Below are 22596 nucleotides of genomic sequence, written 5' to 3' on the forward strand. Positions count from 1 at the left end.
CGGATGCCTCGGGACCCGGCAATGCGGATTTCAGCATGAACGCGCTCGACCGCCTCGCGGACGCGCTGGAAGACCGCGACGCCCATCCTCTCGTGCGGATCGGCGGATCCGTGCGGGAAATCGGCTTCGGCCATTGCCGCGTCCGCATCGACCTGCCGCTGCTGCGGCTCGGCGACCGCATGCGCATCGAGGGCCGGGACCGGCCGATCGAGAGCGAGGTGGTGCGGATCGACGAAGCGGGCGTGATCCTCAAGCCGTTCGAGGGCCGGATCGAGGTCGGTCTGGGCGCGCCGGCGTACCGGGTGCCGGCTGCCAGCCCCCGGCCCTGCGAGGGCTGGAAGGACCGCGTCGTCAATGCCTTCGGGCAACCGATCGACGGGAAGGGTGAGCTTCCCAGAGGCAGCCGAGCCATGCCGCTGGACGCCGATCCGCCGCCCGCGATGCTCCGCTCCCGGGTGGAGAGCCCGCTCCGGACCGGCGTCCGGGCCCTGGATCTGTTCACGCCGCTCTGCGCGGCCCAACGCATCGGTATCTTCGCGGGCTCGGGGGTCGGCAAGACGACGCTGCTGTCGATGCTCGCCCGCTGCTCCGGTTTCGACGCCGTCGTGGTCGCGCTGGTGGGTGAGCGTGGGCGCGAGGTCCGGGAGTTCCTGGAGGGTCCGATCCAGGACAGCCGATCGCGCTCGGTCGTCGTGGTCGCCACAGGCGACGAGAGTCCGATGATGCGCCGACAGGCGCCGAAGCTCGCCTTCGCGGTCGCTGAATATTTCCGGGACCAGGGCCAATCCGTCCTGCTCGTGCTCGATTCGGTGACGCGCTTCGCCCACGCGGCTCGGGAGGTGGCGCTCGCGGCCGGCGAGCCGCCCGTGGCGCGTGGTTACCCGCCGAGCGTCTTCGGCGATCTGCCGCGCCTGCTGGAGCGGGCCGGGCCGGGACGCGAAGGCGAGGGCACGATCACCGGCATCTTCTCGGTCCTGATCGACGGGGACGACCACAACGATCCCGTGGCCGACAGCATCCGCGGCACCCTCGACGGACACATCGTGCTCGACCGGGCCATCGCCGACCAGGGCCGCTATCCGGCGATCGACCTGCTGGGCTCGATCTCCCGCTTGGCCGACCTGGTCTGGACGCCGCAGCAGCGCGAGCTCGTGCGCACCCTCAAGAGCCTGATCGCACGCTTTGAGGATTCGCGGGACCTGCGCCTGATGGGCAGCTACACGATGGGCGCCGACCCCGAACTCGATCAGGCGGTCGCCCTGGTGCCGAAGATCTACGGCGCCCTGCGGCAGGATCCGACGGAGCCGCAGAGTCTGGACGCCTTCCTCGAACTCGCGAACGCGCTCCGCGGCTGAGCTGGGTCGGCGCGCCGGCCCAGCCGCCCGGCCCAGGAACGCAGCGCCGAAAGCTTCGCGCAAGCGAGTGCTGATCTGAGTAACGCAACGGTATCAGACAACGGGGAATCTCGTCATGGGTCTGTATGGGGTGCTGAACAGCGGTGTGTCCGGGATGAACGCCCAGACAAACCGCCTGGGAACGGTTGCGGACAACATCCAGAATCAGAATACGACCGGCTACAAGAGATCCGCGACAGAGTTCTCGTCGCTCCTGATCGACTCGAGCCCCGGATCGTACAATTCCGGCTCCGTCGACACCGTGGTCCGCCACATGATCACCAGCGAGGGCACGAGCACGGCGACGACGTCGGCGACCGATCTCGCGATCAAGGGGAACGGGTTCTTCGTCGTGAAGGACGAGGGCGGCCGATACGCCCTGACGCGCGCCGGGAATTTCCAAGTCGTGCAACCGAGCGGTGACCTGGTCAACACGGCCGGCATGCACCTGATGGGCTACAGCTTGGCCGCGGGCGATCCGAGCCCGTCCATGAACAGCTACAACGGCCTGGTGCCCGTTAATCTGGGCACCATGTCGATGCAGGCGCGTCCGTCCACCCTGGGCGGCATCAGCAAGGCCAATCTGGACAGCAACGCGCCGATCACCACGGTCGGGCCCAATTACTCGAAGGCGACGAACTTCACCACCTTCGACAATCTCGGAAATCCCGTCCAGGTCGACCTGTATTTCTGGAAGACGGCGGCCAATACGTGGCAGGTTTCAGCTTACGACCACAGCGTGCCCGGCAACTTCCCGGGAACACCGCTGGCCACCAGCCCCCTTACATTTGTGAATGGCCAATTGCAGGGGTCTCCCAATCTGAATTTCACCATCCCCAACGGCAAGAATTTCACCTTCGATTTCAAGAACCTGACGCAGCTCGCCTCCGACTTCCAGTTCCAGGGCAGCGCCAATGGCAGCGCGGCGAAGGACGTGGTCGACTCGGAGATCGGGTCCGACGGGACGGTCTACGCCATCTACGCCGACAAGACGAAGGCCGCGGCCTACCGCATTCCCCTGGCGACGGTGGCCAGCCCGGATCAGCTGACTCCGCGGTCGGGGAACGTGTTCGAGACCAGTCCGACCTCCGGCGAGCCGCAGCTCGGCTTCGCCAGCATCGGCGGTCGCGGGGCGATCGAGTCGAACATGCTCGAGAACTCGAACGTCGATCTCGGCAACGAGCTCGCGACGATGATCGAGGCGCAGACCAGCTATGGGGCGAATTCGAAGGTCTTCCAAACTGGCTCGGAAATGCTCGAGCTCCTCGTGAATCTCAAGCGCTGACGGCGGGCTAGGGGACTTTCGAGATGGGCCTCTCCGTCGCACTGAATGCCGCCCGTGGGTCTCTCCAGGCCAATGCGGTCCAGACGGACGTCGTGTCCCGCAATATCGCGGGCGTGAACGATCCGTCGTACTCGCGGAAGATCACGTCGCTTGTCACGACCGACGGCCCGGTCCGGGTCGTGATCACGCGCGCCAGCAACACGTTCCTGTTCGATCGGATGGTCGGCAGCACGTCGGAACTGGCCAGCCGTCAAGCGGTCCTGGACGGGCTTACGAGCCTGGAAGACACGGTGGGCGATACCGAGGCCGGCCGCTCGATCTCCGCCAAGATCAGCGCGTTGAACGTGGCTCTCGGCGACGCCGCCAACAAGCCCGACGACATCAACCTGGCGAAGGCGGCCGTTGCCGCCGCGAAGGATCTCGCCCGATCCCTGAACCAGGCCAGCAGCACGGTCCAGTCCACGCGGGCGCGTGCCGATGAGGAGATCGACAACTCGGTCAAGACGATCAACGACCTGCTCGCGCAGTTCGACAAGGCCAACAAGGAGGTGGTGCTCGGCACGGCGCGCAAGGTCGATATCAGCGATGCCCTCGACAGGCGGGACAAGATCCTCGCGCAGTTGTCCAAGGAGATCGGCATCAGCACGGCTGTCCGCGCCGACAACGACATGGCGATCTACGCCGACAATGGATCGCCGCTCTACGAACACGGGCCGCGACGCGTGACGTTCGACCCGACCGCAGTCTTCGCGGCAGGAACGATCGGCAAGGCCGTGCTCATCGACGGAGTCCAGGTCACCGGTAACGGCGCCGTCATGCCGCTCCAGGCCGGGCGGATCGTCGGGGAGGTCGCCGTGCGCGACGAGATCGCGATCACGTATCAGAAGCAGCTCGACGCGATCGCCGGCGGGCTGATCAACGCCTTTGCCGAGACGGACAACAACGTCGCGAGCGGGACCGCCCTGGCGGGTCTGCTCACCGATGGCGGGCATCCGGCCTTGCCGGCGGCGGGAGCCGTCGGCCTGGCGAGCACGATCCGCGTGAACCCGGCCGCCGATCCCGAGCAGAGCGGCAATCCGTTCACGCTGCGCGACGGCGGGATGAACGCGGGCGCGCAGTACCTGTACAACAGCACGAACGCGGCCTCGTTCACGGCTCACTTGGTCGCCCTTCGGTCGGCGCTGGGCGCGGATCGCGCCTTCCCGTCCGACTCGGAGCTGCCGCTGTCGACGTCCCTGCAGACGGCGGCTGGGGCCTCGGCGAGCTGGCTGGAGGCAGCCCGCAAAGCCGCCTCGGTCCAGGTCGACAACGAATCCGCCTTCCTGGACAGCGCATCGACCGCGCTCTCGAACGCCACGGACGTGAACCGCGACGACGAGGTCGCCACGATGCTCCAGCTCGAGAAGTCCTACGCCGCCTCGGCGAAGCTCATCGCGACGGTCAACGCGATGCTCCAAACACTCCTCGACGCGGTGAGGTAGCCTCATGAAAGCGAGCTTCATCTCCACAGCGACGTTCCTCAAGACGCCGCGATCCAATGTGTCCCGGATTCAGGCCGACCTCGACAAGGCTGTCGCCGAGAGTTCGAAGGGCCGCTACGCCGATGTCGGCCTCGAGCTGGGCTACAGGACGGGGCTCAGCCTCAACCTGCGGCAGGAGGTCGACAATCTCGATGCCCAGAGCAGGCGCAACGGGCTGACGGGTGTGCGGCTTGACAGTTCCTACCACGCGCTCGACCGCGTCCGCACGGACGGTGAAGCGTTTCTCGCGCTGACGACGCCCGGCAAGCTGACCGATACCAGCGGGACCGTCGTCGCGCAGATGGCGGCCACCAAGCTCACGGCCTTGATTGGCGACCTGAACACGTCGACCGGCGGCCAGTACCTGTTCGGTGGCATCAACACGGGACAGCGTCCGATTGCCGATTACGAAGCGTCGCCGCAATCGGCCGCCAAAACAGCCTTTCAGCAAGCCTTCACGAATGAGTTCCACTTCCCGCCCGGCACGCAGCCGGACACAAGCAACATCACCCCCGCCCAGATGGAGCATTTCCTTCAGGATGGCGGCCGCTTTGCGCAGCTTTTTGAAGACAATCAATGGAAACAAAACTGGTCTTCGGCATCAGACGTCAATATCAAGAGCGATATCACCCGCAATGAGACGGTTGAGAGTTCCGTCAACGCCAATGCTCAGCCGCTGCGGCAACTCGCGATGATGTACACCTTGGCGTCCGATATCGGGTTGGCCAGCCTGGGTCCCGCTACGCAGAATGTCGTCTATGACAAATTGCGCAGCTTGGCGAACGCTGGGACCTTGGGGGTCAAAGACATCCAGGCGGATATCGGCGTCGTCCAAGCGCGGATCGGCACCGTCGGCAAACAGATCGACGCGCAGAAGAACATCATGACAGAGGGGTTCGGGAAACTCGAAGCCGTCGACTGGGAAGAGGTGGCCACCCGAACCCAGAATCTGGAGGCGCAGCTCAAAGTTGCCTATTCTCTGACCGGTCAAGTCAGCAAGCTGAGCCTGCTGGATTACATCTGATCGGAAGAATCTAAAAACAGGCAAATTTATCCGACATTTGCCAAATAATATTACTCGAAAACCAATCTGATCACCGTCAAAGAGGCATACTTGCAATGTATGGCGCGTCCTACGCGGAGATGATGGACGACTCGCCCGCCCTTGCCCGGGAGCGCGAACGCGCGGCTTTCGACCGCGCCATCAGCCTGATGAAGCGGGCAGAGGCGGCCGATGCGCCCGAGGAGCTGCGCCGGGAAGCGACCAGCTTCCTGCAGCGTCTCTGGAGCCTTCTGATCGACGATCTCGCGAATCCCGAGAACGGCCTGCCCAAGGAGCTGCGGGCTGACCTGATCTCGATCGGCTTGTGGAACATGAGCCGGACCGACCAGATCCTCCGCGGCGACGCGACCGGGTTTGAGCCGCTGATCTACGTCAACACGCTGATTCGCGACGGCCTCCAATGAGCCGCTCCATCAATCTCAGCCTGCGCGGCCACGAGCGGATCTTCATCAACGGGGCTGTTCTCCGTGTCGACCGCAAGGTGACGATCGAGCTGCTCAACGACGCGACCTTCCTCTTGGAGGCACACGTTCTGCAGGCCGAACAAGCGACCACGCCGATACGTCAGCTTTACTTCATCGCGCAGGCCATGCTGATCGACCCGAGCAATGCGGATCAGGTCCGGCAGGCCTACGACGAGGTCGACAGCGCGATCATCGCCCAGAATCCTGGCTCCAATGCCGTGTCTTCCCTCGGTACGGCCCGATCCTTCCTTGATTCCGGCCGGCCGTTCGAAGCGCTGCGAATCCTGCGGGGACTCTTCGAGCCGGAAAGCCCGCCATCGCCTCAGCCCATGAACGCGCTGACCCATCAGGTTGCCTGAGGCGTCGCGAGGCACAAGCATCCAAATCGGATGGAGATCGAACCATGCCTGTATCCGCTACGAATATCGCCCCTCAGTCCCTGTCGACCAAGACGCCGGACCGCACCGCTGCTGCCGCGAAGCAGACGACGCTGAACTACGACAATTTCCTCAAGCTCCTTCTGGCTCAGATGAAGAACCAGAACCCGACCGATCCGATGAAATCGACAGAATATATGGGGCAGCTCGCGACATTCTCGCAGGTCGAGCAGAGCGTGAACATCAACAGCAAGCTCGACGCGCTCCTGACATCCTCGACGTTGTCGCAAGCTGGAAATCTGGTTGGTCACACGGTGACCTCTGCCGACAAGTCGGTCACCGGCACGGTCGTCTCTGTCCAGGTGGCCAATAACGGGTTGCTCGCTCATCTCGATAACGGCAAGGACGTTCCGTACGAACCCGGCATGACCGTCTCGTAGAACGGGATCCTCCGCGAGCTGAGGAACGCCGACGGCAAAGGCTGGTCCGTTTCGGAATGGCGGAGCCCGAGCCTCGAGCCGTCCTGCAACCCCGTGCTTCCGAGACCACGTCGTGAGGAAGAACGACGTGCGGTGCAGTGGCGGTGCGAGACAGGCTATTTTTCGTGGACATGAGAGCCTGACGTGCCCCTGTTCGCGCGTACGCTGGTTCCGGAACATTCAGTTCCGCCGAGCCAAGATTGTAACGTCGGCTCCTCCGACCGTCCTCGGCTGATCTCATGAACGAGGTTGACGCTCTCGAGCTCGTCCGGTCCGCCATCTGGACCATCATCCTCGCGTCCGGGCCCGCGGTCGGTGCAGCGATGGTCGTGGGCGTCCTGATCGCTCTATTCCAGGCGCTCACCCAAATTCAGGAAGTCACCCTGACCTTCGTCCCGAAGATCGTGGTGGTCCTGATCGTGATGATCGTCACAGGCTCCTTCATGGGTGGCCAGATCTACGCCTTCACCGAGATGGTCTACGGCCGGATCATCTCCGGCTTCTGAGCCGTCCCGGGACTGCGAGCGCGGCCTCCGGGTCGTCTTGTCGGAGCGTGAGGGCGGCCGGAGCAATCCAGGCGCAAGCTTGATGATGCAGATGCACGAGCGAGATTGAGAGGGTTGAGAGCGTGGCAGCGGCCCTAGAAGCCCTCGCGCCGGACGGTCGCGTTCGGCGGGATGTCTGGTTCGCCGTCGGGATCATCGCGATCCTTGCGGTGCTGTTTCTGCCCGTTCCGGCGGTGCTGATCGACATCGGGCTGGCGCTGTCCATCGCGCTGTCCGTACTGATCCTGATGGTGGCGCTCTGGATCCAGAAGCCGCTCGAATTCTCGTCCTTCCCGACGATTCTGCTGATCGCCACGCTCCTGCGCCTCGCCCTCGGGATCGCGACGACGCGGTTAATCCTCTCCAACGGAGACGCGGGCGTCGATGCGGCGGGCCACGTCATCCAGGGCTTCTCGCAGTTCGTCATGAGCGGCGACTTCGTGATCGGCCTGGTCGTGTTCGCCATCCTGATCACGGTGAACTTCCTAGTGATCACCAAGGGCGCGACCCGCATTGCCGAGGTCGGGGCCCGCTTCACCCTCGACGCGATCCCGGGCAAGCAGATGGCGATCGACGCCGATCTCTCGGCGGGCCTCATCGACGATAAGGAGGCGCAGCGGCGGCGGCGCGAACTCGAGGAGGAGAGCGCGTTCTTCGGGTCCATGGACGGCGCCTCGAAATTCGTGCGCGGCGAGGCGGTCGCCAGCCTGATCGTCATCGTGGTCAACATCTTTGGCGGGATCATCATCGGCGTCACCCGCCACAGCCTGCCGCTGGCGAAGGCCGCCGACGTCTTCACCAAGCTCTCGGTGGGCGACGGCCTGGTCTCGCAGATCCCGGCGCTGATCGTGTCGCTGGCCGCAGGCCTCCTGGTCTCCAAAGGCGGGACCCGCGGGACTGCGGAGCAGGCGATCCTCGGCCAGCTCGGCGCCTATCCACGGGCATTGTTCGTCGCAGCCGGATTGATGGCGGTCTTCGCGATCATGCCCGGGATGCCGTTCGTGCCCTTCGCAATCCTGAGTGTCCTGATGGGCACCGTGGCCTACCTGATCCCGCGGCGGCTCGCAGAGGCGCAATCGAAGGTCGAGGCCGCAACGCAGGCCAGGGAGCGGCAGCTGCTTCTCGAACGCCAGGACAGCGAGGCCGTGAAAGAATCGCTGAAGACGGCAGAGATCGAGCTGCGGCTTGGCAAGCACCTCGCCGTGCAGATGCAGCCCGCACAGCAGGAGCTGGCCCATCGGGTCGGTCGGATGCGCCGGAAATTCGCGCAGCAATACGGGTTCGTGGTCCCGGACATCAAGCTGATCGAATCGGCCTCCGTGCCGAGCAAGAGCTACGAGATCGCAATCCACGGGACCGTCATCGCGGCGCAGCAGGTCCGCCCCGGCGAGATGATGATCGTCGTGGGCGACGGCCCGATGCCCGCCCTCACGGGCGAGGAGGTGCGCGAGCCGGCCTTCGGCATGCGCGCCGTGTGGGTGCCGGACACCTACGCCCAGGAGGCGCGGCGCGAGGGCTTTAGCCCGATCGACTGGCACTCGGTCATGCTGACGCATGTCAGCGAGGTCATCCGCAACAACCTGCCGCAGCTCCTCTCCTACAAGGATCTGCGGATGCTCATCGATCGCCTGGATGGTGAGTACAAGCGCCTGGTCGACGAGATCTGCCCGTCGCAGATCTCGTATTCAGGTCTTCAGGCCGTCCTCAAGCTGCTGCTGGCCGAGCGGGTCTCGATCCGGAACCTGCACTTGGTCATCGAGGCCATCGCCGAGATCGTCCCGCACGCGCGCCGGGCGGAGCAGATCGCGGAGCATGTCCGGCTTCGGATCGCGCAGCAGATCTGCGGCGATCTCGCGGAGAACGGGGTCCTCAGTGTGCTGCGGCTCGGCAGCCGCTGGGACCTGACCTTCCATCAGGGTCTCAAGCGCGACAGCAAGGGCGACGTGGTCGAGGTCGACATCGACCCGCGGCTGATCGAGCAGTTCGGCGTCGAGGCCTCGGAAGCGATCCGGGCTCACATGAAGACCGCCCACAAATTCGCCCTGGTCACCGCACCGGAGGTCCGAAGCTACGTGCGGATGATCATCGAGCGGCTGTTCCCGACGGTCGCGGTGCTGTCGCATGTTGAGATCGCCCGCGGGGTCGAGATCAAGTCGCTCGGCACGATCTCCTGACCGCCGATGATTCCTGAGACGATCCTGGGGGTCTTCGTGATCTTCTGCCGCATCGGCGGCTGCCTTCTGGTCACCCCGGGCTTGTCCAGCACACGGGTGGCGTCGCACATCCGCCTGCTCATCGCCCTGACGGTGACCCTGGCGGTCGCGCCCCTGCTGCTTCCGAAATTCAGCGCGGGCCTGCGGAACGCCGCGCCGGCCGACACCTTCTGGTGGATCGGATGCGAGACGCTCACCGGCCTCGCCATCGGCTTCTTCGGCCGGTCCTTCTATTTTGCACTCGAGACGATGGTGAACGGCCTGGCGACGATGATCGGCCTCGGGGGTATCCCCGGGAACCCGGTCGCCGACAACGAGGCGGCCTCGCTGACCGGCTCGCTGATCATGATGACGGCGACGGTCCTGATCTTCACCCTGGACCTGCATTGGGAGCTGTTCCGCGGCCTCGTCGCCTCCTACGACCGCATCCCGGCCGGCAATCCGTTCGGCGCCCGGCCGATGTTGAGTGGTCTCGTCGATCGAACCACCGCGGCCTTCATCGTGGCCCTGCGCCTGACGAGCCCGTTCATCGTCTATTCGGTGATCGTGAACCTCGCCCTGGGTCTCGCCAACAAGCTCACGCCTCAGATCCCGGTGTTCTTCATCGCGACGCCGTTCATCCTCTTCGGTGGCCTTCTCCTGCTGATGGTCCTGTCGAGCGACATGCTCGGTCAGTTCATCCTCGAATACGAGCACTGGCTCAGAAGGGGCTGACATGCAGACACGGCTGCACCGCACGCGGCGGCTCCTTCGCCTGCAGGAACGCCTGCACCGGCTCGCGGAACGGGAACTGGCCGCCTTGGAGCAGCAGGTCCGGGCAGCCGACAGGGCCCAGGAAGATCTGATTCGCGTGCTCAACGAGGCCTCGGCCTTCCACGAGCCGATCCGCGCCACGTCGGTCGGCCGGCTCAAGGCCCTCGCGGTCGCGGCGCAGGATCTGCGCGCGGAGCGGGACGTCTCCGCGCAGCAGCTCCGCGACCGGGCCAGCCGGCACAAGCGCACCGAGTTATGGGCCGGCCGCCTCGAAGACGAGCACCGGCACCACCTGGAAAAGCGCGATTGGGCCGAGCGGCTCGACCGCCTCACCGATCCCGCGCGGCAAGCCTCCGGTCAGCCAGGCCGGTTAGCTTCGCGGGTGGACTGAGCTTGTCCGCAACCGCGACGGATTCGGCCGATACTGTGGACCAGACCTGTCGCGGTCACGCCCCTCTGGATACGAGCGCGCTGTGAGCGTCCAACCGCCTTCCGATATCGTCCTCGACGTGGCGCGTGCCGCCGATCCGACCCGCTATCAGGCGGCCGTGACCAAGCTCACGCAGGCCTCCTCCGGAGATTTCGCGGCCGCGCTGGGCACAGCCTCGAGCCTTCGGACCGGCGTCCCGGTCGCGCCGCAGCCGAGCGCCGACGCCGTGCTGACCCGTTTCCGGACGGCCGCAACGCTTCCGGCTCCGCGGGCGAAGGGGAGCCCGGCCCAGCAGTTCGAGGCCTTCGTCCTGCAGACCTTTGTCGAATCCATGCTTCCTCAAGGGGCCTCGGCCGTCTTCGGCAAGGGCAATGCCGGCTCGATCTGGAAGTCGATGCTGGCCGAGCAGCTCGGCGCTCAGCTCGCCAAGGCCGGCGGCATCGGCATCGCCAAGATGATCGATGCCGCGCATCCCGAGGCCGCAGATGCGCCTCACGCCACCCGGACGCCGACGGTCTAGGCCGGTCTCGCCTGCCGCGTTCAACGGACAAGGATCATGCTGCTGTCGACCCTCAATCGCCTCGAGGCCACAATCGAAGCCGAGACCGCCGCGCTGACGGTGCACGACCTGCGGGATCAGGATGAGTTCAACCTCCGCAAGAGCCAGAGCCTGGTGGAGCTCGCGCGTCTCGGCCGGGCCATGGACGCGACAGCTCTCAATCCCGCGGAGATCGACGGCCTGGAACGGGTCCGCGCCAAGCTCCGGCGCAATCACGAGCTTCTGGGCATCCACCTGCGCGCCTTGCAGGAGGTCTCGGATATCGTCTCGACCATGATCCAGAGCGCGGAATCCGACGGCACCTACTCGGCCGCCCTACGCTATCAGGAGTGACCGCGCGTGACCCGAATCGTCCTCACCGGTCTCTGGATCTGCACGATCACGGCGCTGTCCAGCTACGCGGTGATCACCTGGATGCCGGACCTGCCGAAGCCGAAAGCCGAGGAGTACCTGGAGGGACTGAGCTATCAGAAGCTGCGGCCGCTCAACATTCCGATCATCGCCGAAGGAAGCGTTCAGGGCTACATCCTCGCCACGATCATCTTCACGGCCGAGGCGCATCTGATCAAAGGGGCGGGGGTGACCCCCGCGCCGTTCGTCCTGGATGAAGCGTTCCGTCAGATCTATGCCGATGGCGACCTCGACTTTCGCAACCTCAAGAAATACGACATCAACAAGCGCCTGGACGAGATCAAGCACCGGGTCAATGAGCGGCTGGGCTCCGAGATCGTCAAGGACGTTATGGTTGAGAACTTCAACTTCGTGACGAAGAAGGATATCCGCAGTTAGATCTTCGGTCCCGGGATTTGGTGGTTCGGGTTCTGCGTGAACCGGGAGGGCGCGTCCATCCCGGCTCGGTGTGCACCTCCGCAAGATCGCTGTGGACGTAGCGGATCGGATTAGCGCTTGAACTTGGCCCGTCGCGGCTTGTCGCCACCGACCTCGGGGCGCCGCGCGATGCCTGGGTGCTCGCGGCAGCGGTGCAGACTTGAACGTGTGAAGTGCGGGATCGTCGGCTGCAGAGGCTCACGCCGCCCGACCACGTCGACGCGCAGCACGCCGGCCCCCGCAATGCTGTTGGCGCGGGCTGGCAAGGACAAGACGACGGCCACCCGTTGCGGCCCCGCCGCCACCTCCGACAGCACGGTCTCGCGGTCCTGATCGCTGCCGTGCATGGCGGCGGCTCGGCGACCCACGTGGTTCTGGGGCGGCCAGGGACGGTTCCGCGGTGGCCTATCGCGTGGCTCTGGCGGGTCACGGTTTGGCTCTGGGCCGTACGGCGCCGATCGAGAACTATCTGGAGGACGGGCGGCCCGCACGCCCCTCCGCCTCGCTCGCGATAGCGCGTTGGCCTACCCGGTGGTCTGCCATCCTCAAGATGTGCGGGTCCCGACGATCGCCGTCCGTCGGTCGACGGCCACATCGGCACGCTTCAGCCGAGCGCGGCGCACTTTCGACGGCGAAGCCTCAGCGCAGCCGCGTGGCGTCGATCACCAGGAAATACTGGCACGCCTCCGCCCCGAGATTGGTGAAGGCGTGCCCGGCATCAGCCTCGAAATACAAGCTGTCGCCCTCTTCGACCACGACCGCACGATCGCCGATCGTGGCGCGCAGGCGTCCCTTCAGGACGAAGATGTACTCCGACACGCCGCGGCGGTGGGCGACGAACTCTCCCGTGGTTGCGCCCGGCGGGAGCGTATTGAGCACCCAATCGATCCCACGGCCAGGCAGCACCGGAGAGAGGCACCGGCGCAGGAAGCCCGAAGCCTCATCGCGCAGCACCGGCTGGCGGGAGGCCGGGATCAGAAGCACCTCCACTTCGGTGGTGGGCGCCATCAGCCTGGAGAAGGTCACGCCCAGCGCCTCGGCGAGGCGTGAGAGGATCGCCGTCGACGGCACGGCCTCGCCGCGCTCGATCTTCGAGATCATCGAGCGGCTCACCCCGGACAGGGAGGCCAAGGCTTCGAGGGAGAGATCCTGCTCCTTCCGTCTGCGCCGGATCTCCTCGGCAAGCACCTGGATCTGAGAGCGCGTCTCAGCCTCGATCTGGACCCGCCGCCCCTCTGCCGTGATCGTCATTCGCGTCTCGTCCCGATCCCCCGGCCATGTCCTCGTTGGTGAGCGCTGGAGGCTGATCGGTCGGTGCTTAGCACAGGCGATGGGGGTGCGCCCGGACGGCCGACCAGGACGGTTGGCACGCCGCTTGTATCCGGCTGAGTGGAAATTCATCTCTCAAAGTGGATGCCCGCTCATGCTCGACGCTGTCCTGCCATCGGAGGCGATCCGGATCGCCGGGTCCGGCGCGGTCACGACCGCGGAACGGCGCCAGATCGTCTGGTCGAGCGTCATCGGCACCACCGTCGAATGGTACGATTTCCTGATCTACGGAACGGCCAGCGCCCTCGTCTTCAACAAGCTGTTCTTCCCCAGCATCGACCCCGTGGTCGGCACGATCGCGGCGTTCGGCTCTTACGCCGTCGGGTTCCTGGCCCGACCGCTGGGCGGGGCGGTCTTCGGCCATTTCGGCGACAGGATCGGGCGCAAGGCGATGCTGTCGCTGACCCTGATGATCATGGGCCTCGGCACCTTCCTGATCGGGTGCCTGCCGACCTACGGGCAGATCGGCATCCTCGCGCCGATCCTCCTCGTGGCCCTGCGCCTCGTCCAGGGCATCGGCATCGGCGGCGAGTGGGGCGGGGCCGTGCTGATGGTGGTGGAGAGCGTGCCGGCGGAACGGCGCGGCTTCTTCGGGAGCATCGTCCAGCTCGGATACCCGATCGGCGTGATCCTCTCGATCGGCGCCTTCGCGCTGACCGGCCTGATGCCGGAGGCGGCGTTCCTGTCATGGGGCTGGCGCGTCCCGTTCCTGGCGAGCGCGCTCCTCGTCGGCGTCGGCCTGTTCATCCGCCTGCGGCTTCACGAGACCCCGGCGTTCCGGCGGATCAAGGAGCGGGCGGTGACGGCGCGGCTGCCGGTCATGGAGATCCTCACCGAGCATCCCGGCATGTTCTTGAAGGCCGTCGGCCTGAAGGTCTCCGAGATCGCCTACGTCAGCGTCGTGACCGTGTTCTCGATCTCCTACGTCACCGGCCAGCTGGGCCTGTCGCGCGGCGTGATCCTGAACGGCATCCTGATCGCTGCCATCATCGAGCTTTTCACGATTCCCGTCTTCGGCTGGCTGTCCGACCGCTACGGGCGCAAGACGCTGTTCGTCGCCGCCTGCCTGTTCTCGATCGCCTTCGCCTTCCCGATGTTCACGCTCCTCGACACCCGCGACCCGACGATCATCACGCTGACCGTCGCGGTGGCCTTGAGCTTCGGGCAGGGCATCATGTTCGGGACCGGGGCGGCGTGGATGTCCGAACTGTTCGACGCCCGCCTGCGCTACAGCGGCGCCTCGCTCGGCTTCCAAGTCGGCGCGGCGCTGAGCGGCGGCTTCACGCCGCTGATCGCCGCGGCCCTGCTCGCCTGGAGCGGCGGCGCAACGTGGCCGATCTCGGCCTACCTCATCGCGCTCGCCTGCATCACGCTCGTGGCGACGTTCGCGGCGCCCGAGACGGCGCGACGGCCGATCGACTGAAGGGCTTCGCGGCGCTTGAAGCGCGCCTCAGACAGTGGACGTATGTCCACTGGAATGGAATACAGCTGGAAGCCATCGCGAGACCGGGAGACGCAGTTGGACAGGACCATCATCGCCACGGAGGCCGCAGCCCCGGCCGTCGGCCCCTACGCCCAGGCGACCCGCGTCGGCGATCTCGTGTTCGCCTCGGGCCAATTGCCGATCGATCCGGCGACGGGGGCGTTCCCGGAGGGCATCGAAGCGCAGACACGCCGCTCGCTGTCCAATCTCGCCGCAGTCCTGGAGGCTGGAGGCGCCAGCCTCGCGAGCGTGGCCAAGACCACCGTGTTCCTGAAGGACATGAACGACTTCGCCGCCATGAACGCCGTCTACGCCGAGCACTTCCCCGGCGCCGCACCGGCGCGCTCGACCGTCGAGGTCGCACGCCTGCCCCGCGATGCGCTGGTCGAGGTCGAGGCGATCGCGCTCGCGACGGGGCCGGCACGATGAGCGAGACGTCCGTGCCCCGCCATGTCGGGGCTTTCGCCCACGCGGCCGGATCGGTCGCGACGGGCGTGCCGGGCGGCGCGACCGGCTGGCAGGGCACGTTGCTCAACATCCATATCGCGCCGGCGGCCGGCTACGAGATGGAGGAGTTGGCCGAGGCCCAGTGCGTCGCCGGCCGCGGCATCCAAGGTGACCGCTACTTCCTCGGGACGGGGACCTACTCGCCCAAGCCGGATACCCGCGAGGTGACGCTCATCGAGCAGGAGGCGCTCGACGCCCTCGCGCGCAACGATCCGCCGCTCCAGGGCGGCCCCATCCATCTCGCGCCCATCGATCACCGCAGGAATCTCACGGTGCGCGGCGTGCCGCTCAACCACCTTGTCGGGCGCCGCTTCCGCGTGGGTGCGGTGATCCTGCGCGGCGGGCGCCTCAACTTCCCGTGCAAGTATCTGGAGGAGCTGCTCGGATCGCCGGTCTACCTGCCGCTCTACAACCGCTCGGGCCTGAATTGCGAGATCGAGCGCGGCGGGATCATCCGCCCGGGTGACGCGATCGCGCTGGTGGATTGAGCCGGTGTCCGCCCGCATCGTCATGAAGCTGACGGTGGTGGAGGCCGTCGCCACCACCCCGGAGGTGCTGCGCCTGACGCTCGTTCACCCGCAGCGCCCCGAGCTTCCGTCCTGGGAGCCCGGCGCGCATGTCGACTTGCGCCTCCCGGATGGCCGCACGCGCCAATATTCGCTCTGCGGCGATCCGGCCGACCGGGGCCGGTACGTCCTGGCGATCAAGCGTGAGGATGCGGGTCGCGGCGGCTCCCTGTGGACGCATGCCAACCTGACCGTGGACGCCATCGCGCACGTCTCGCATCCGCGCAACAATTTCGGTCTCGCCCCCGACGCGCGGCGCCATCTGCTGATCGGCGGCGGGATCGGCGTGACGCCGCTCGCCGCCATGGCCCGGCGCCTCGCCGCGACCGGCGCCGACTTCGCGCTGCACGTGTGCGCGCGTTCGGCCGAACAGGCGCCTCTGCTGCCCGAGTTGCGGGCGGTCTGCGGCGATCGGCTGCGTTGCTGGTTCTCTTCGGAAGGCGCGCGCTTCGATCCCGCGGCCCTGGGGGCGCCGGGCGACGGGATCCACGCCTATGCCTGCGGGCCGCACGGGCTCACGGACGCCGTGCAGGCCGGGCTGACGGCTGCGGGATGGCCGGAGGGGCGCGTGCATGTCGAGCACTTCGTGCCGATGGCGGACGAGAACTACAAACCCGAACCCTTCGACGCGCTGATCGCCTCGACGGGGGCGGTCGTTCACGTCCCTGCGGATGTCTCGCTTCTCGACATGCTGCGACGACACGGCGTCGCGATGCCCTCCTCCTGCGAGATCGGCGTGTGCGGCTCCTGCGAGTGCGGCTACCACGGCGGCACCGTGATCCATCGCGACATCGTGCTACCGGTCGCCAAGCGGCAGGACCGGATGATGCCCTGCGTCTCCCGGGCCCGCGGAACGGTTACGCTGGATCTCTGAGCGGCCGCTCGCGATGAGCTACGTTCGCGTCCGAGACAGGTACAGGCGCCGTTGTGCGCCCGCCTCAGTGATTGACCGCCATCCGCGCTTGAGGCCGTCGCCCAGCTCACGATGTCAGGGGGATGCGCGGGTCGGCCGCCGAGGGCCGCTCTCCGCTTCGGAGAAGGCGGCGACGGCCGCCGCAAGGCCGGGACGGGCGCAATCCCGACCGTCGACCTCAGGCAGGGACGGTGGCCCTGTGGGCTGCCGGCTTGGCTGTCGCCGCACGCACGGACGTCAGGATGAGCAGACGGTCGCCCGCGGCCACGTCGTTCGCCGGGTGATCAACGGAGACAAAGTCGAGACTGCCGTCGGCCCTGATGGTCAGCAGACGGATCGCGTCCGTCTGCTCGGCGGCTTCCGACGCAGCGACCTGGAAGCGCCAACCGGCCTCGTGCCGCCCGGCCAAGGCATCGAAGGTGGCGTCGGCGTCCCCGAATACCTTTCCGCGGGCATCCCGGCTGACGCCGGTGTCCTCGTGCAGCAGGTGGGTCTCGGACGGGGCAAGCTGGTAGACGCGCTCGCGACCGATCTCCGGGGCCAGCCGCGTGCACACGAGGGCGTTGTAGAGATCGTCCCGGGTTGCGGCGAGCAGGTAATCCGGCGGATGGTCCGACAAGCCTTCCTCGGCGTGTCGGGACAGGAGTTCGGCCTGCAGCGTCGGCACACCCGCATTCCGCGCGGTGAGCAGCGCACCGGGATAGGTGTCGACCAGCACGACCGGCACGCCCGCCCGATACAGGGCAATGACCAGATCGCTCGCCCACGGGGATGCTCCGATCACGGCGAGACGCTGCGTGTCGGCCGCGGTCGACAGGCGAAGCCGGCGGGCGAGCGGTCCGAGGGAGAAGCCGTGGGCGATCACGGTCGCGACGATGACGGCGAACACGGTGGGCTGGATCAGGTCGCCGCCGGCATAGCCCGCCTCACTGAGGCGGGGACCTGCCAAGCCCGCGACCGCCGCCGCGACGATGCCGCGCGGCCCGATCCATCCGACGAACAGGCGCTCCCGCAGCGACAGGTCGCTGCGCAGGGTGGCCATCCAGATCGCCGCCGGGCGAACCACGAACAGAATGGCCGCCGTCAGCCCGAGAATCGGCACGGACAGCTTGCCGAGGACCGCAAGGTCGAGGTCGGCGGTCAGCACGACGAACAGGCATGACACGAGCAGGACGACCAGCGCCTCTTTGAAGCGGCGCAGTTCGGTCAATCCCGGCACGTGCCGGTTCGCGAGCGCGATGCCGAACACTGTCGCGCCGATCAGCCCGGCCTCGTGCATGAGAAGGTTCGGCACAACGTAGGCAACGAGCGCAAGCGCGAGCAGCACCGGGGTCTTCAACGTCTCCGGGATGAGATCGCGTCGGAAGGCCCAGGCCACCAGCAGGGCTGAGCCGACGCCGAGGACGCCCGCCACCACCACACCCTCGGCGAGGTGCAGCATCAGGGCGGCCGCCGGATCCTCGCCGACTGGGTGGGGCACACCCACCAGGATCTCGATGACGACGGCCGTGAGGATGGCCCCGACGGGATCATTGATGATGGCCTCCCACTTCAGGAAGGCGGCAGAACGCCGTTCCAGGCGGGCGTTGCGCAAGAGCGGCAGGATCACGGTCGGCCCGGTGACGACGAGGATGGCGCCGAACACGCAGGCCGGTCCCCACATCATCCCGCCGATCAGGTGGGCGGCCAGCGTGCCGAGGAGAAAGTTGATCGGCAGGGCGAAGGCGGTGAGCCGGAGCACGCCCTCGCCCGCCGCCCGCAATTCACGAAAGTCGAGGGCGAGGCCACCCTCGAACACCACGATGGCCACCGCCAGGCCAATCAGCGGACGCAGGTTCGGCCCGAAGTCGCGGGACGGGTGCAGCCAACCGAGCAAGGGCCCGACCAGAAAGCCGAGCGCGAGCAGGAGGACGATCGCGGGGATGCGCAGCCGGGCTGCGAGGACCTGGGCGGCGATGCCGCCGCCGACGATACAAAGGACCGCTGTCGTCACACTCTGTTCCATGCGCGACGCGTTGGACCGGTATCCGGCCTCGCGCCAGGGCGGCCGAACCAAGGGGATCGTGGGCGGGGCCGTGGAGGGTCGCGCAGCCCGTGCCCGGACGGGCGCGGAGCTCGGCACGTGCGCCTACGCCAATCGCGCGGCTGCACCGCGGTTCCCACCCCGGCGGCGCGTGAGAGGGCGTCTCAAGACCCGGCGCCGATCGGTGAGGCGCCGGTTCGCTGCAGACCTGAGCGGCCCAGCTTGCACGGCAGCGCCAAGTTGTTGCCCCGAGGCTGACTGGACGGCGGGTCGACGGGCATGACGCCCTGAACCGGCTCGAACCCGGGCTGTCCGACTGGCAGAGCGGCCGCCGCCTTGCCCGGTCCAGCCTGGACGCGGCGTCACGCAGGGCGATCCCCGGTTGGGGCGGTGACGGGCGGAAACGCCGCGCGCTCCACACGGCGATCGGTCAGGGCGATCCCGACGAAGGGGCGGCGGCATCCTGGTTCGGCAACACGCGTCGGCGCAAGATCTTGGCGTCGACCGGTTCCCGGCAGGACCGTTGGTCCGCGAGGTGTTGCGACACGCGGTCGAAGTCGGCCCTGAGGCGGACGGCAGCGAAGTCCATGAAGGTTCGCACTTTAGCGAGGGACATTCGATCCAGTGACGTGACCAGATGGACGGGCACCGGAGGCGGCTCGTCCTCGGGAAGCAGAACGACCAAGCTGCCGGCCGAGACTTCGTGCTGGATCTTATAGGAGAAGATCCGGGCGATGCCTTCGCCGTCGACCGCCGCGCTGACGGCGGCCTCGTCGGTGTTGACCATCAGGCGGGGCTTGACCCGGACCGTGCGGGGGATTCTGCCTCCGGCGACGGGCGGGAAGCTCCAGATATCGTCCGGGCTCGTGGGCTCGATCCCGATGGCATCGTGCTGCGCCAGATCGGACAGGGACGCGATGGGCGGCCGGCCGGCCAGATACTTGGGCGACGCACACAGCACGCGGCGCACTGCGCCGATGCGCATGGCCACAAGGTTGGACTCTTGCAGCGGGGCGATCCGGAGCGCGACGTCGATGCCCTCATCGAGGAGGTTCGTCATGCGATTGAGCAGCAGGTAGCGGACCTGCATCGCAGGATAGGCGTTCAGGAATTCACCCACGATCGGGCGCAGGACCCGAGTCCCGAACATCACCGGGGCGGTGACGGTCAGGACGCCACGCGGTGCAGCCCGGGTCCCGGCAACGGCGAGGTCGGCTTCTTCCAGATCCGTCAGCACCCGACGGCAGACGGCGGCGTACGGCTCGCCAGCCTCGGTCAACTGCAGCCGTCGCGTCGTCCGGTGCAGGAGCTGAACGCCGACATGGCTCTCAAGGGCGGCGATGGCCCGCGTCACGGCGGCGGGTGAGCGATTGAGGCGTCGGCCAGCGGATGCGAGGCTGCCTTCGTCGAGGGCGGTGACGAACACCCGCATCGCATCGAGACGGTCGATCATTGTTGCGCCCTGCGAAATCAAGGATTCCGCAGCTTAGGCATTCTGGCTTCGATCACAATACGTTAGCTTCAATCAACTTGTTCGATGTGAAGAGGGCGACGTGACTGATCCCGCGAGCATTCCGGTCACCTATTACCGCACCGCCAAGGTCGAGGACGTGACCGTCTTCTACCGGGAAGCCGGCCCGGCGGGCGCACCGGTCGTGTTGCTGTTGCACGGCTTCCCGACCTCATCGCACATGTTCCGCAACCTGATCCCGCTCCTCGCGGACCGCTACCGCGTCATCGCACCCGACTATCCGGGTTTCGGCGGCAGCGACGCGCCCGACCACCGGACGTTCGCCTACACGTTCGCGCACTACGCCGATCTCGTCGACGGCCTGCTCTCCCAATTGGGGGCGGACCGTTACGCGATGTACGTGATGGATTACGGTGCTCCGGTTGGCTATCGGCTGGCCCTCAAGCATCCCGAACGCGTCAGCGCGCTGGTCGTCCAGAACGGCAACGCGTACGAGGAGGGGCTGAAGGCGTTCTGGGATCCCATCAAGGCCTACTGGCGGGAGGATACCCCGGAGCGGCGCGAGGCTCTCGCCTTCCTCGTCGCGCCGGAAACGACGAAGTTTCAGTACGTCGACGGCGTGGCCGACGTGACCCGGATCGATCCCGACACCTGGCTGCACGACCAAGTGCTGCTCGATCGGCCGGGCAACAAGGATATTCAGCTCGACCTGTTCCGCGACTACGGCACCAACGTTCCGCTCTACCCGCAATTCCAAGCCTTCTTCCGCGCGCACAGGCCGCCGACGCTGATCGTCTGGGGCCGGAACGACACCATCTTTCCGGCTGACGGCGCGCACCCGTATCTGCGAGACCTGCCCGATGCCGAGCTGCATCTGCTTGATACCGGGCACTTCGCCCTCGAAGACAAGCTCGACGTCATGGCGCCGATGATTCGGGACTTTCTTGGCCGCTTCCTTGGCAGCCCCTGAGGTACGGACGACCGACCGCAACCGCCGGAGGCCCGTGGCCATCGAGGACGGGTTGGACTCGATGGCCGCTTAGCCGAGCGTCGCGAGAGCCGCGTGCAGGTCGGCGACCAAGTCGTCCGGATGCTCGATGCCGATCGATACCCTGATCGTCGCGTCCGTGATGCCGAGGCGGTCACGCACGGCCTTTGGCACACCCGAATGTGTCGTGGAGGCCGGGTGGCTGGCGAGCGATTCCGTGCCGCCCAAGCTGACGGCGAGCTTGAACAATTGAAGAGCGTTGAGGACCTGGAACGCCTCCGCCTCGCCGCCGACGATGTCGAACGAGAATGTCGAGCCGGGCGCTGCGCATTGCTGCGCATAGACATGAGCCTGCTGCGATCCGGGGTCCAGATGCGCGAGATGGTGGAGGCGCGACACCGTCGGATGCGCGGCGAGCATGCGGCCGACAATCTCGCCGTTGCGGTTGGCCGCACCCATCCGCAGCGACAGGGTTTCGAGCGAGCGCCCAAGCATCCAGCAGGAATGCGGATCGAGACCGGTCCCGATCGCCGAGCGCAGCTGCCGCACCGGCTTCATCCGCGCGGTCGAGCCGAGAGCGGCGCCGGCGATCAGGTCGGAGTGGCCGCCGACGTACTTCGTCAGCGAGTAGACCGAGATGTCGGCGCCGTGGCGCAGCGGTTGCTGGAAGAGGGGACCGAGCAGGGTGTTGTCGCAGATTACGACCGGAGCATCACCGCCCTGTCGGGCACCTATTTCGTCGGCGATTGCGCGGATCAGACTGAGATCGACCAGGGTATTGAGCGGGTTCGAGGGTGTCTCGACCATGATGACGCTGATCCGTCCAGCCGTGGCCGCTTGGTCGGCCGCGGAGCGCACGCTCGCCGGATCCACCCCGTTGGCGAATCCGAACGGCGCAATGCCGAAGGCTGCCAGGGTCTTGGCAATCAGCGTTTCGGTGCCGCCGTAGAGCGGCTGCGAGTGCAGGATCGTGTCGCCGGGCCGTGCGAAGGCCAGGATCGTGGTCGCGATCGCCGACATGCCGGAGGAGAAGACCAGCCCGCTCTCAGCTCCCTCGAACACCGCCAGGCGATCCTCGACGATCTCGCTGTTGGGATGATTGAAGCGCGAGTACACAAGCCCCGCCGCCTCGCCAGCCGGCGGCTCGCGCCGCCCGGAGACGTAGTCGAAGAAGGCTTTGCCGTGCTCGGCCGAGGTGAAGACGAAGGTCGAGGTGAGGAAGACCGGCGGCTTCACCGCGCCTTCGGACAGGGCTGGATCGTAGCCATAGCCGAGCATGAGCGTTTCGGGATGGAGCGGGCGGTTGCCAAGCGCCTTCTTGTGGTAGCGATCGTCCGACATGCTGGCCTCGCTCCGACCCGCCTCCAGCTCGGGGCTGGGCAGCCCGGTCGAGCTTCGAATCCGCA

23 protein-coding genes and 1 pseudogene are annotated in these 22596 nt (G+C 66.8%); 19 read left to right on the top strand and 5 right to left on the bottom strand.

Annotation, left to right across the window (positions count from 1 at the left end; all coding sequences use genetic code 11):
* Window positions 1-35: 35 nt before the first annotated feature.
* From fliI to ABIE45_RS18220, 14 genes are all read left to right on the top strand, one after another.
* On the top strand, window positions 36-1355 hold the full coding sequence (fliI, locus tag ABIE45_RS18155; RefSeq protein ID WP_192711177.1) for a flagellar protein export ATPase FliI: 1320 nt from the start codon (window positions 36-38) through the stop codon (window positions 1353-1355).
* 115 nt (window positions 1356-1470) lie between these two features.
* Complete coding sequence (locus tag ABIE45_RS18160; RefSeq protein WP_192711178.1) at window positions 1471-2679, top strand: flagellar hook protein FlgE; 1209 nt, start codon at window positions 1471-1473, stop codon at window positions 2677-2679.
* A gap of 23 nt (window positions 2680-2702) precedes the next feature.
* The gene (gene flgK / locus ABIE45_RS18165; protein ID WP_192711179.1) at window positions 2703-4160 is read left to right on the top strand and encodes a flagellar hook-associated protein FlgK; all 1458 of its coding nucleotides are present in this window, start codon (window positions 2703-2705) and stop codon (window positions 4158-4160) included.
* Between the two features lie 4 nt (window positions 4161-4164).
* On the top strand, window positions 4165-5223 hold the full coding sequence (locus tag ABIE45_RS18170; RefSeq protein WP_192711180.1) for a flagellar hook-associated family protein: 1059 nt from the start codon (window positions 4165-4167) through the stop codon (window positions 5221-5223).
* A 95-nt stretch (window positions 5224-5318) separates the two neighbouring features.
* On the top strand, window positions 5319-5666 hold the full coding sequence (gene flaF, locus ABIE45_RS18175; protein ID WP_192711181.1) for a flagellar biosynthesis regulator FlaF: 348 nt from the start codon (window positions 5319-5321) through the stop codon (window positions 5664-5666).
* Complete coding sequence (gene flbT, locus ABIE45_RS18180; protein WP_192711182.1) at window positions 5663-6085, top strand: flagellar biosynthesis repressor FlbT; 423 nt, start codon at window positions 5663-5665, stop codon at window positions 6083-6085. The genes flaF and flbT overlap by 4 nt, the downstream gene beginning before the upstream one ends.
* 44 nt (window positions 6086-6129) lie before the next feature.
* On the top strand, window positions 6130-6543 hold the full coding sequence (flgD, locus tag ABIE45_RS18185; RefSeq protein WP_192711183.1) for a flagellar hook assembly protein FlgD: 414 nt from the start codon (window positions 6130-6132) through the stop codon (window positions 6541-6543).
* A 278-nt stretch (window positions 6544-6821) separates the two neighbouring features.
* Complete coding sequence (fliQ, locus tag ABIE45_RS18190; protein WP_192711184.1) at window positions 6822-7088, top strand: flagellar biosynthesis protein FliQ; 267 nt, start codon at window positions 6822-6824, stop codon at window positions 7086-7088.
* A gap of 122 nt (window positions 7089-7210) precedes the next feature.
* Window positions 7211-9301 (top strand): flagellar biosynthesis protein FlhA, encoded by a 2091-nt coding sequence (flhA, locus tag ABIE45_RS18195; protein WP_192711185.1) that lies wholly within the window; start codon window positions 7211-7213, stop codon window positions 9299-9301.
* Between the two features lie 6 nt (window positions 9302-9307).
* Window positions 9308-10054, top strand: coding sequence for a flagellar biosynthesis protein FliR (gene fliR / locus ABIE45_RS18200; protein ID WP_192711186.1), 747 nt, complete (start codon window positions 9308-9310; stop codon window positions 10052-10054).
* A gap of 1 nt (window position 10055) precedes the next feature.
* On the top strand, window positions 10056-10484 hold the full coding sequence (locus tag ABIE45_RS18205; RefSeq protein ID WP_192711187.1) for a hypothetical protein: 429 nt from the start codon (window positions 10056-10058) through the stop codon (window positions 10482-10484).
* Between the two features lie 82 nt (window positions 10485-10566).
* Window positions 10567-11043 (top strand): rod-binding protein, encoded by a 477-nt coding sequence (locus ABIE45_RS18210; protein WP_192711188.1) that lies wholly within the window; start codon window positions 10567-10569, stop codon window positions 11041-11043.
* Window positions 11044-11079: 36 nt separating this feature from the next.
* Window positions 11080-11415: a flagellar protein FlgN gene (locus ABIE45_RS18215; RefSeq protein ID WP_192711189.1), complete on the top strand. Its 336-nt coding sequence runs from the start codon at window positions 11080-11082 to the stop codon at window positions 11413-11415.
* 6 nt (window positions 11416-11421) lie between these two features.
* Window positions 11422-11871, top strand: a complete 450-nt coding sequence (locus ABIE45_RS18220; protein ID WP_192711190.1) for a hypothetical protein — start codon at window positions 11422-11424, stop codon at window positions 11869-11871.
* 58 nt (window positions 11872-11929) lie between these two features.
* On the opposite strand, the pseudogene ABIE45_RS18225 reads toward ABIE45_RS18220, so the two are convergent.
* Both ABIE45_RS18225 and ABIE45_RS18230 read right to left on the bottom strand, forming a co-directional pair.
* A pseudogene (locus ABIE45_RS18225) lies at window positions 11930-12104 on the bottom strand (IS481 family transposase); the annotation flags it as partial.
* 445 nt (window positions 12105-12549) lie between these two features.
* On the bottom strand, window positions 12550-13161 hold the full coding sequence (locus ABIE45_RS18230; RefSeq protein ID WP_192711192.1) for an XRE family transcriptional regulator: 612 nt from the start codon (window positions 13159-13161) through the stop codon (window positions 12550-12552).
* Between the two features lie 172 nt (window positions 13162-13333).
* Between ABIE45_RS18230 and ABIE45_RS18235 the strand changes: the two genes are divergently transcribed.
* From ABIE45_RS18235 to ABIE45_RS18250, 4 genes are all read left to right on the top strand, one after another.
* Window positions 13334-14662 carry an MFS transporter gene (locus ABIE45_RS18235; RefSeq protein WP_192711193.1) on the top strand — a complete coding sequence of 443 codons (1329 nt, stop codon included), beginning with the start codon at window positions 13334-13336 and terminating at the stop codon, window positions 14660-14662.
* A gap of 96 nt (window positions 14663-14758) precedes the next feature.
* Window positions 14759-15151, top strand: coding sequence for a Rid family detoxifying hydrolase (locus tag ABIE45_RS18240; RefSeq protein WP_192711194.1), 393 nt, complete (start codon window positions 14759-14761; stop codon window positions 15149-15151).
* Window positions 15148-15717 carry an MOSC domain-containing protein gene (locus tag ABIE45_RS18245; RefSeq protein ID WP_192711195.1) on the top strand — a complete coding sequence of 190 codons (570 nt, stop codon included), beginning with the start codon at window positions 15148-15150 and terminating at the stop codon, window positions 15715-15717. The genes ABIE45_RS18240 and ABIE45_RS18245 overlap by 4 nt, the downstream gene beginning before the upstream one ends.
* Before the next feature lie 4 nt (window positions 15718-15721).
* Window positions 15722-16669, top strand: a complete 948-nt coding sequence (locus ABIE45_RS18250; protein WP_192711196.1) for a PDR/VanB family oxidoreductase — start codon at window positions 15722-15724, stop codon at window positions 16667-16669.
* Between the two features lie 217 nt (window positions 16670-16886).
* On the opposite strand, the gene ABIE45_RS18255 is transcribed toward ABIE45_RS18250, so the two are convergent.
* Entirely contained in the window at window positions 16887-18701 is a 1815-nt protein-coding gene (locus ABIE45_RS18255; RefSeq protein WP_373622436.1) for a cation:proton antiporter, read from the bottom strand.
* Between the two features lie 460 nt (window positions 18702-19161).
* Window positions 19162-20181 (bottom strand): LysR substrate-binding domain-containing protein, encoded by a 1020-nt coding sequence (locus ABIE45_RS18260; RefSeq protein ID WP_209578432.1) that lies wholly within the window; start codon window positions 20179-20181, stop codon window positions 19162-19164.
* 103 nt (window positions 20182-20284) lie between these two features.
* On the opposite strand from ABIE45_RS18260, the gene ABIE45_RS18265 reads away from it, so the two are divergent.
* Window positions 20285-21172, top strand: a complete 888-nt coding sequence (locus ABIE45_RS18265) for an alpha/beta hydrolase (protein WP_192711199.1) — start codon at window positions 20285-20287, stop codon at window positions 21170-21172.
* A gap of 69 nt (window positions 21173-21241) precedes the next feature.
* Here ABIE45_RS18265 and ABIE45_RS18270 read toward each other — a convergent pair whose 3' ends face one another.
* On the bottom strand, window positions 21242-22531 hold the full coding sequence (locus tag ABIE45_RS18270) for a cystathionine gamma-synthase family protein (RefSeq protein WP_192711200.1): 1290 nt from the start codon (window positions 22529-22531) through the stop codon (window positions 21242-21244).
* Between the last annotated feature and the right edge of the window lie 65 nt (window positions 22532-22596).

The sequence above is a fragment of the Methylobacterium sp. OAE515 genome, assembly GCF_041806315.1.
GTDB lineage: Bacteria > Pseudomonadota > Alphaproteobacteria > Rhizobiales > Beijerinckiaceae > Methylobacterium > Methylobacterium tardum.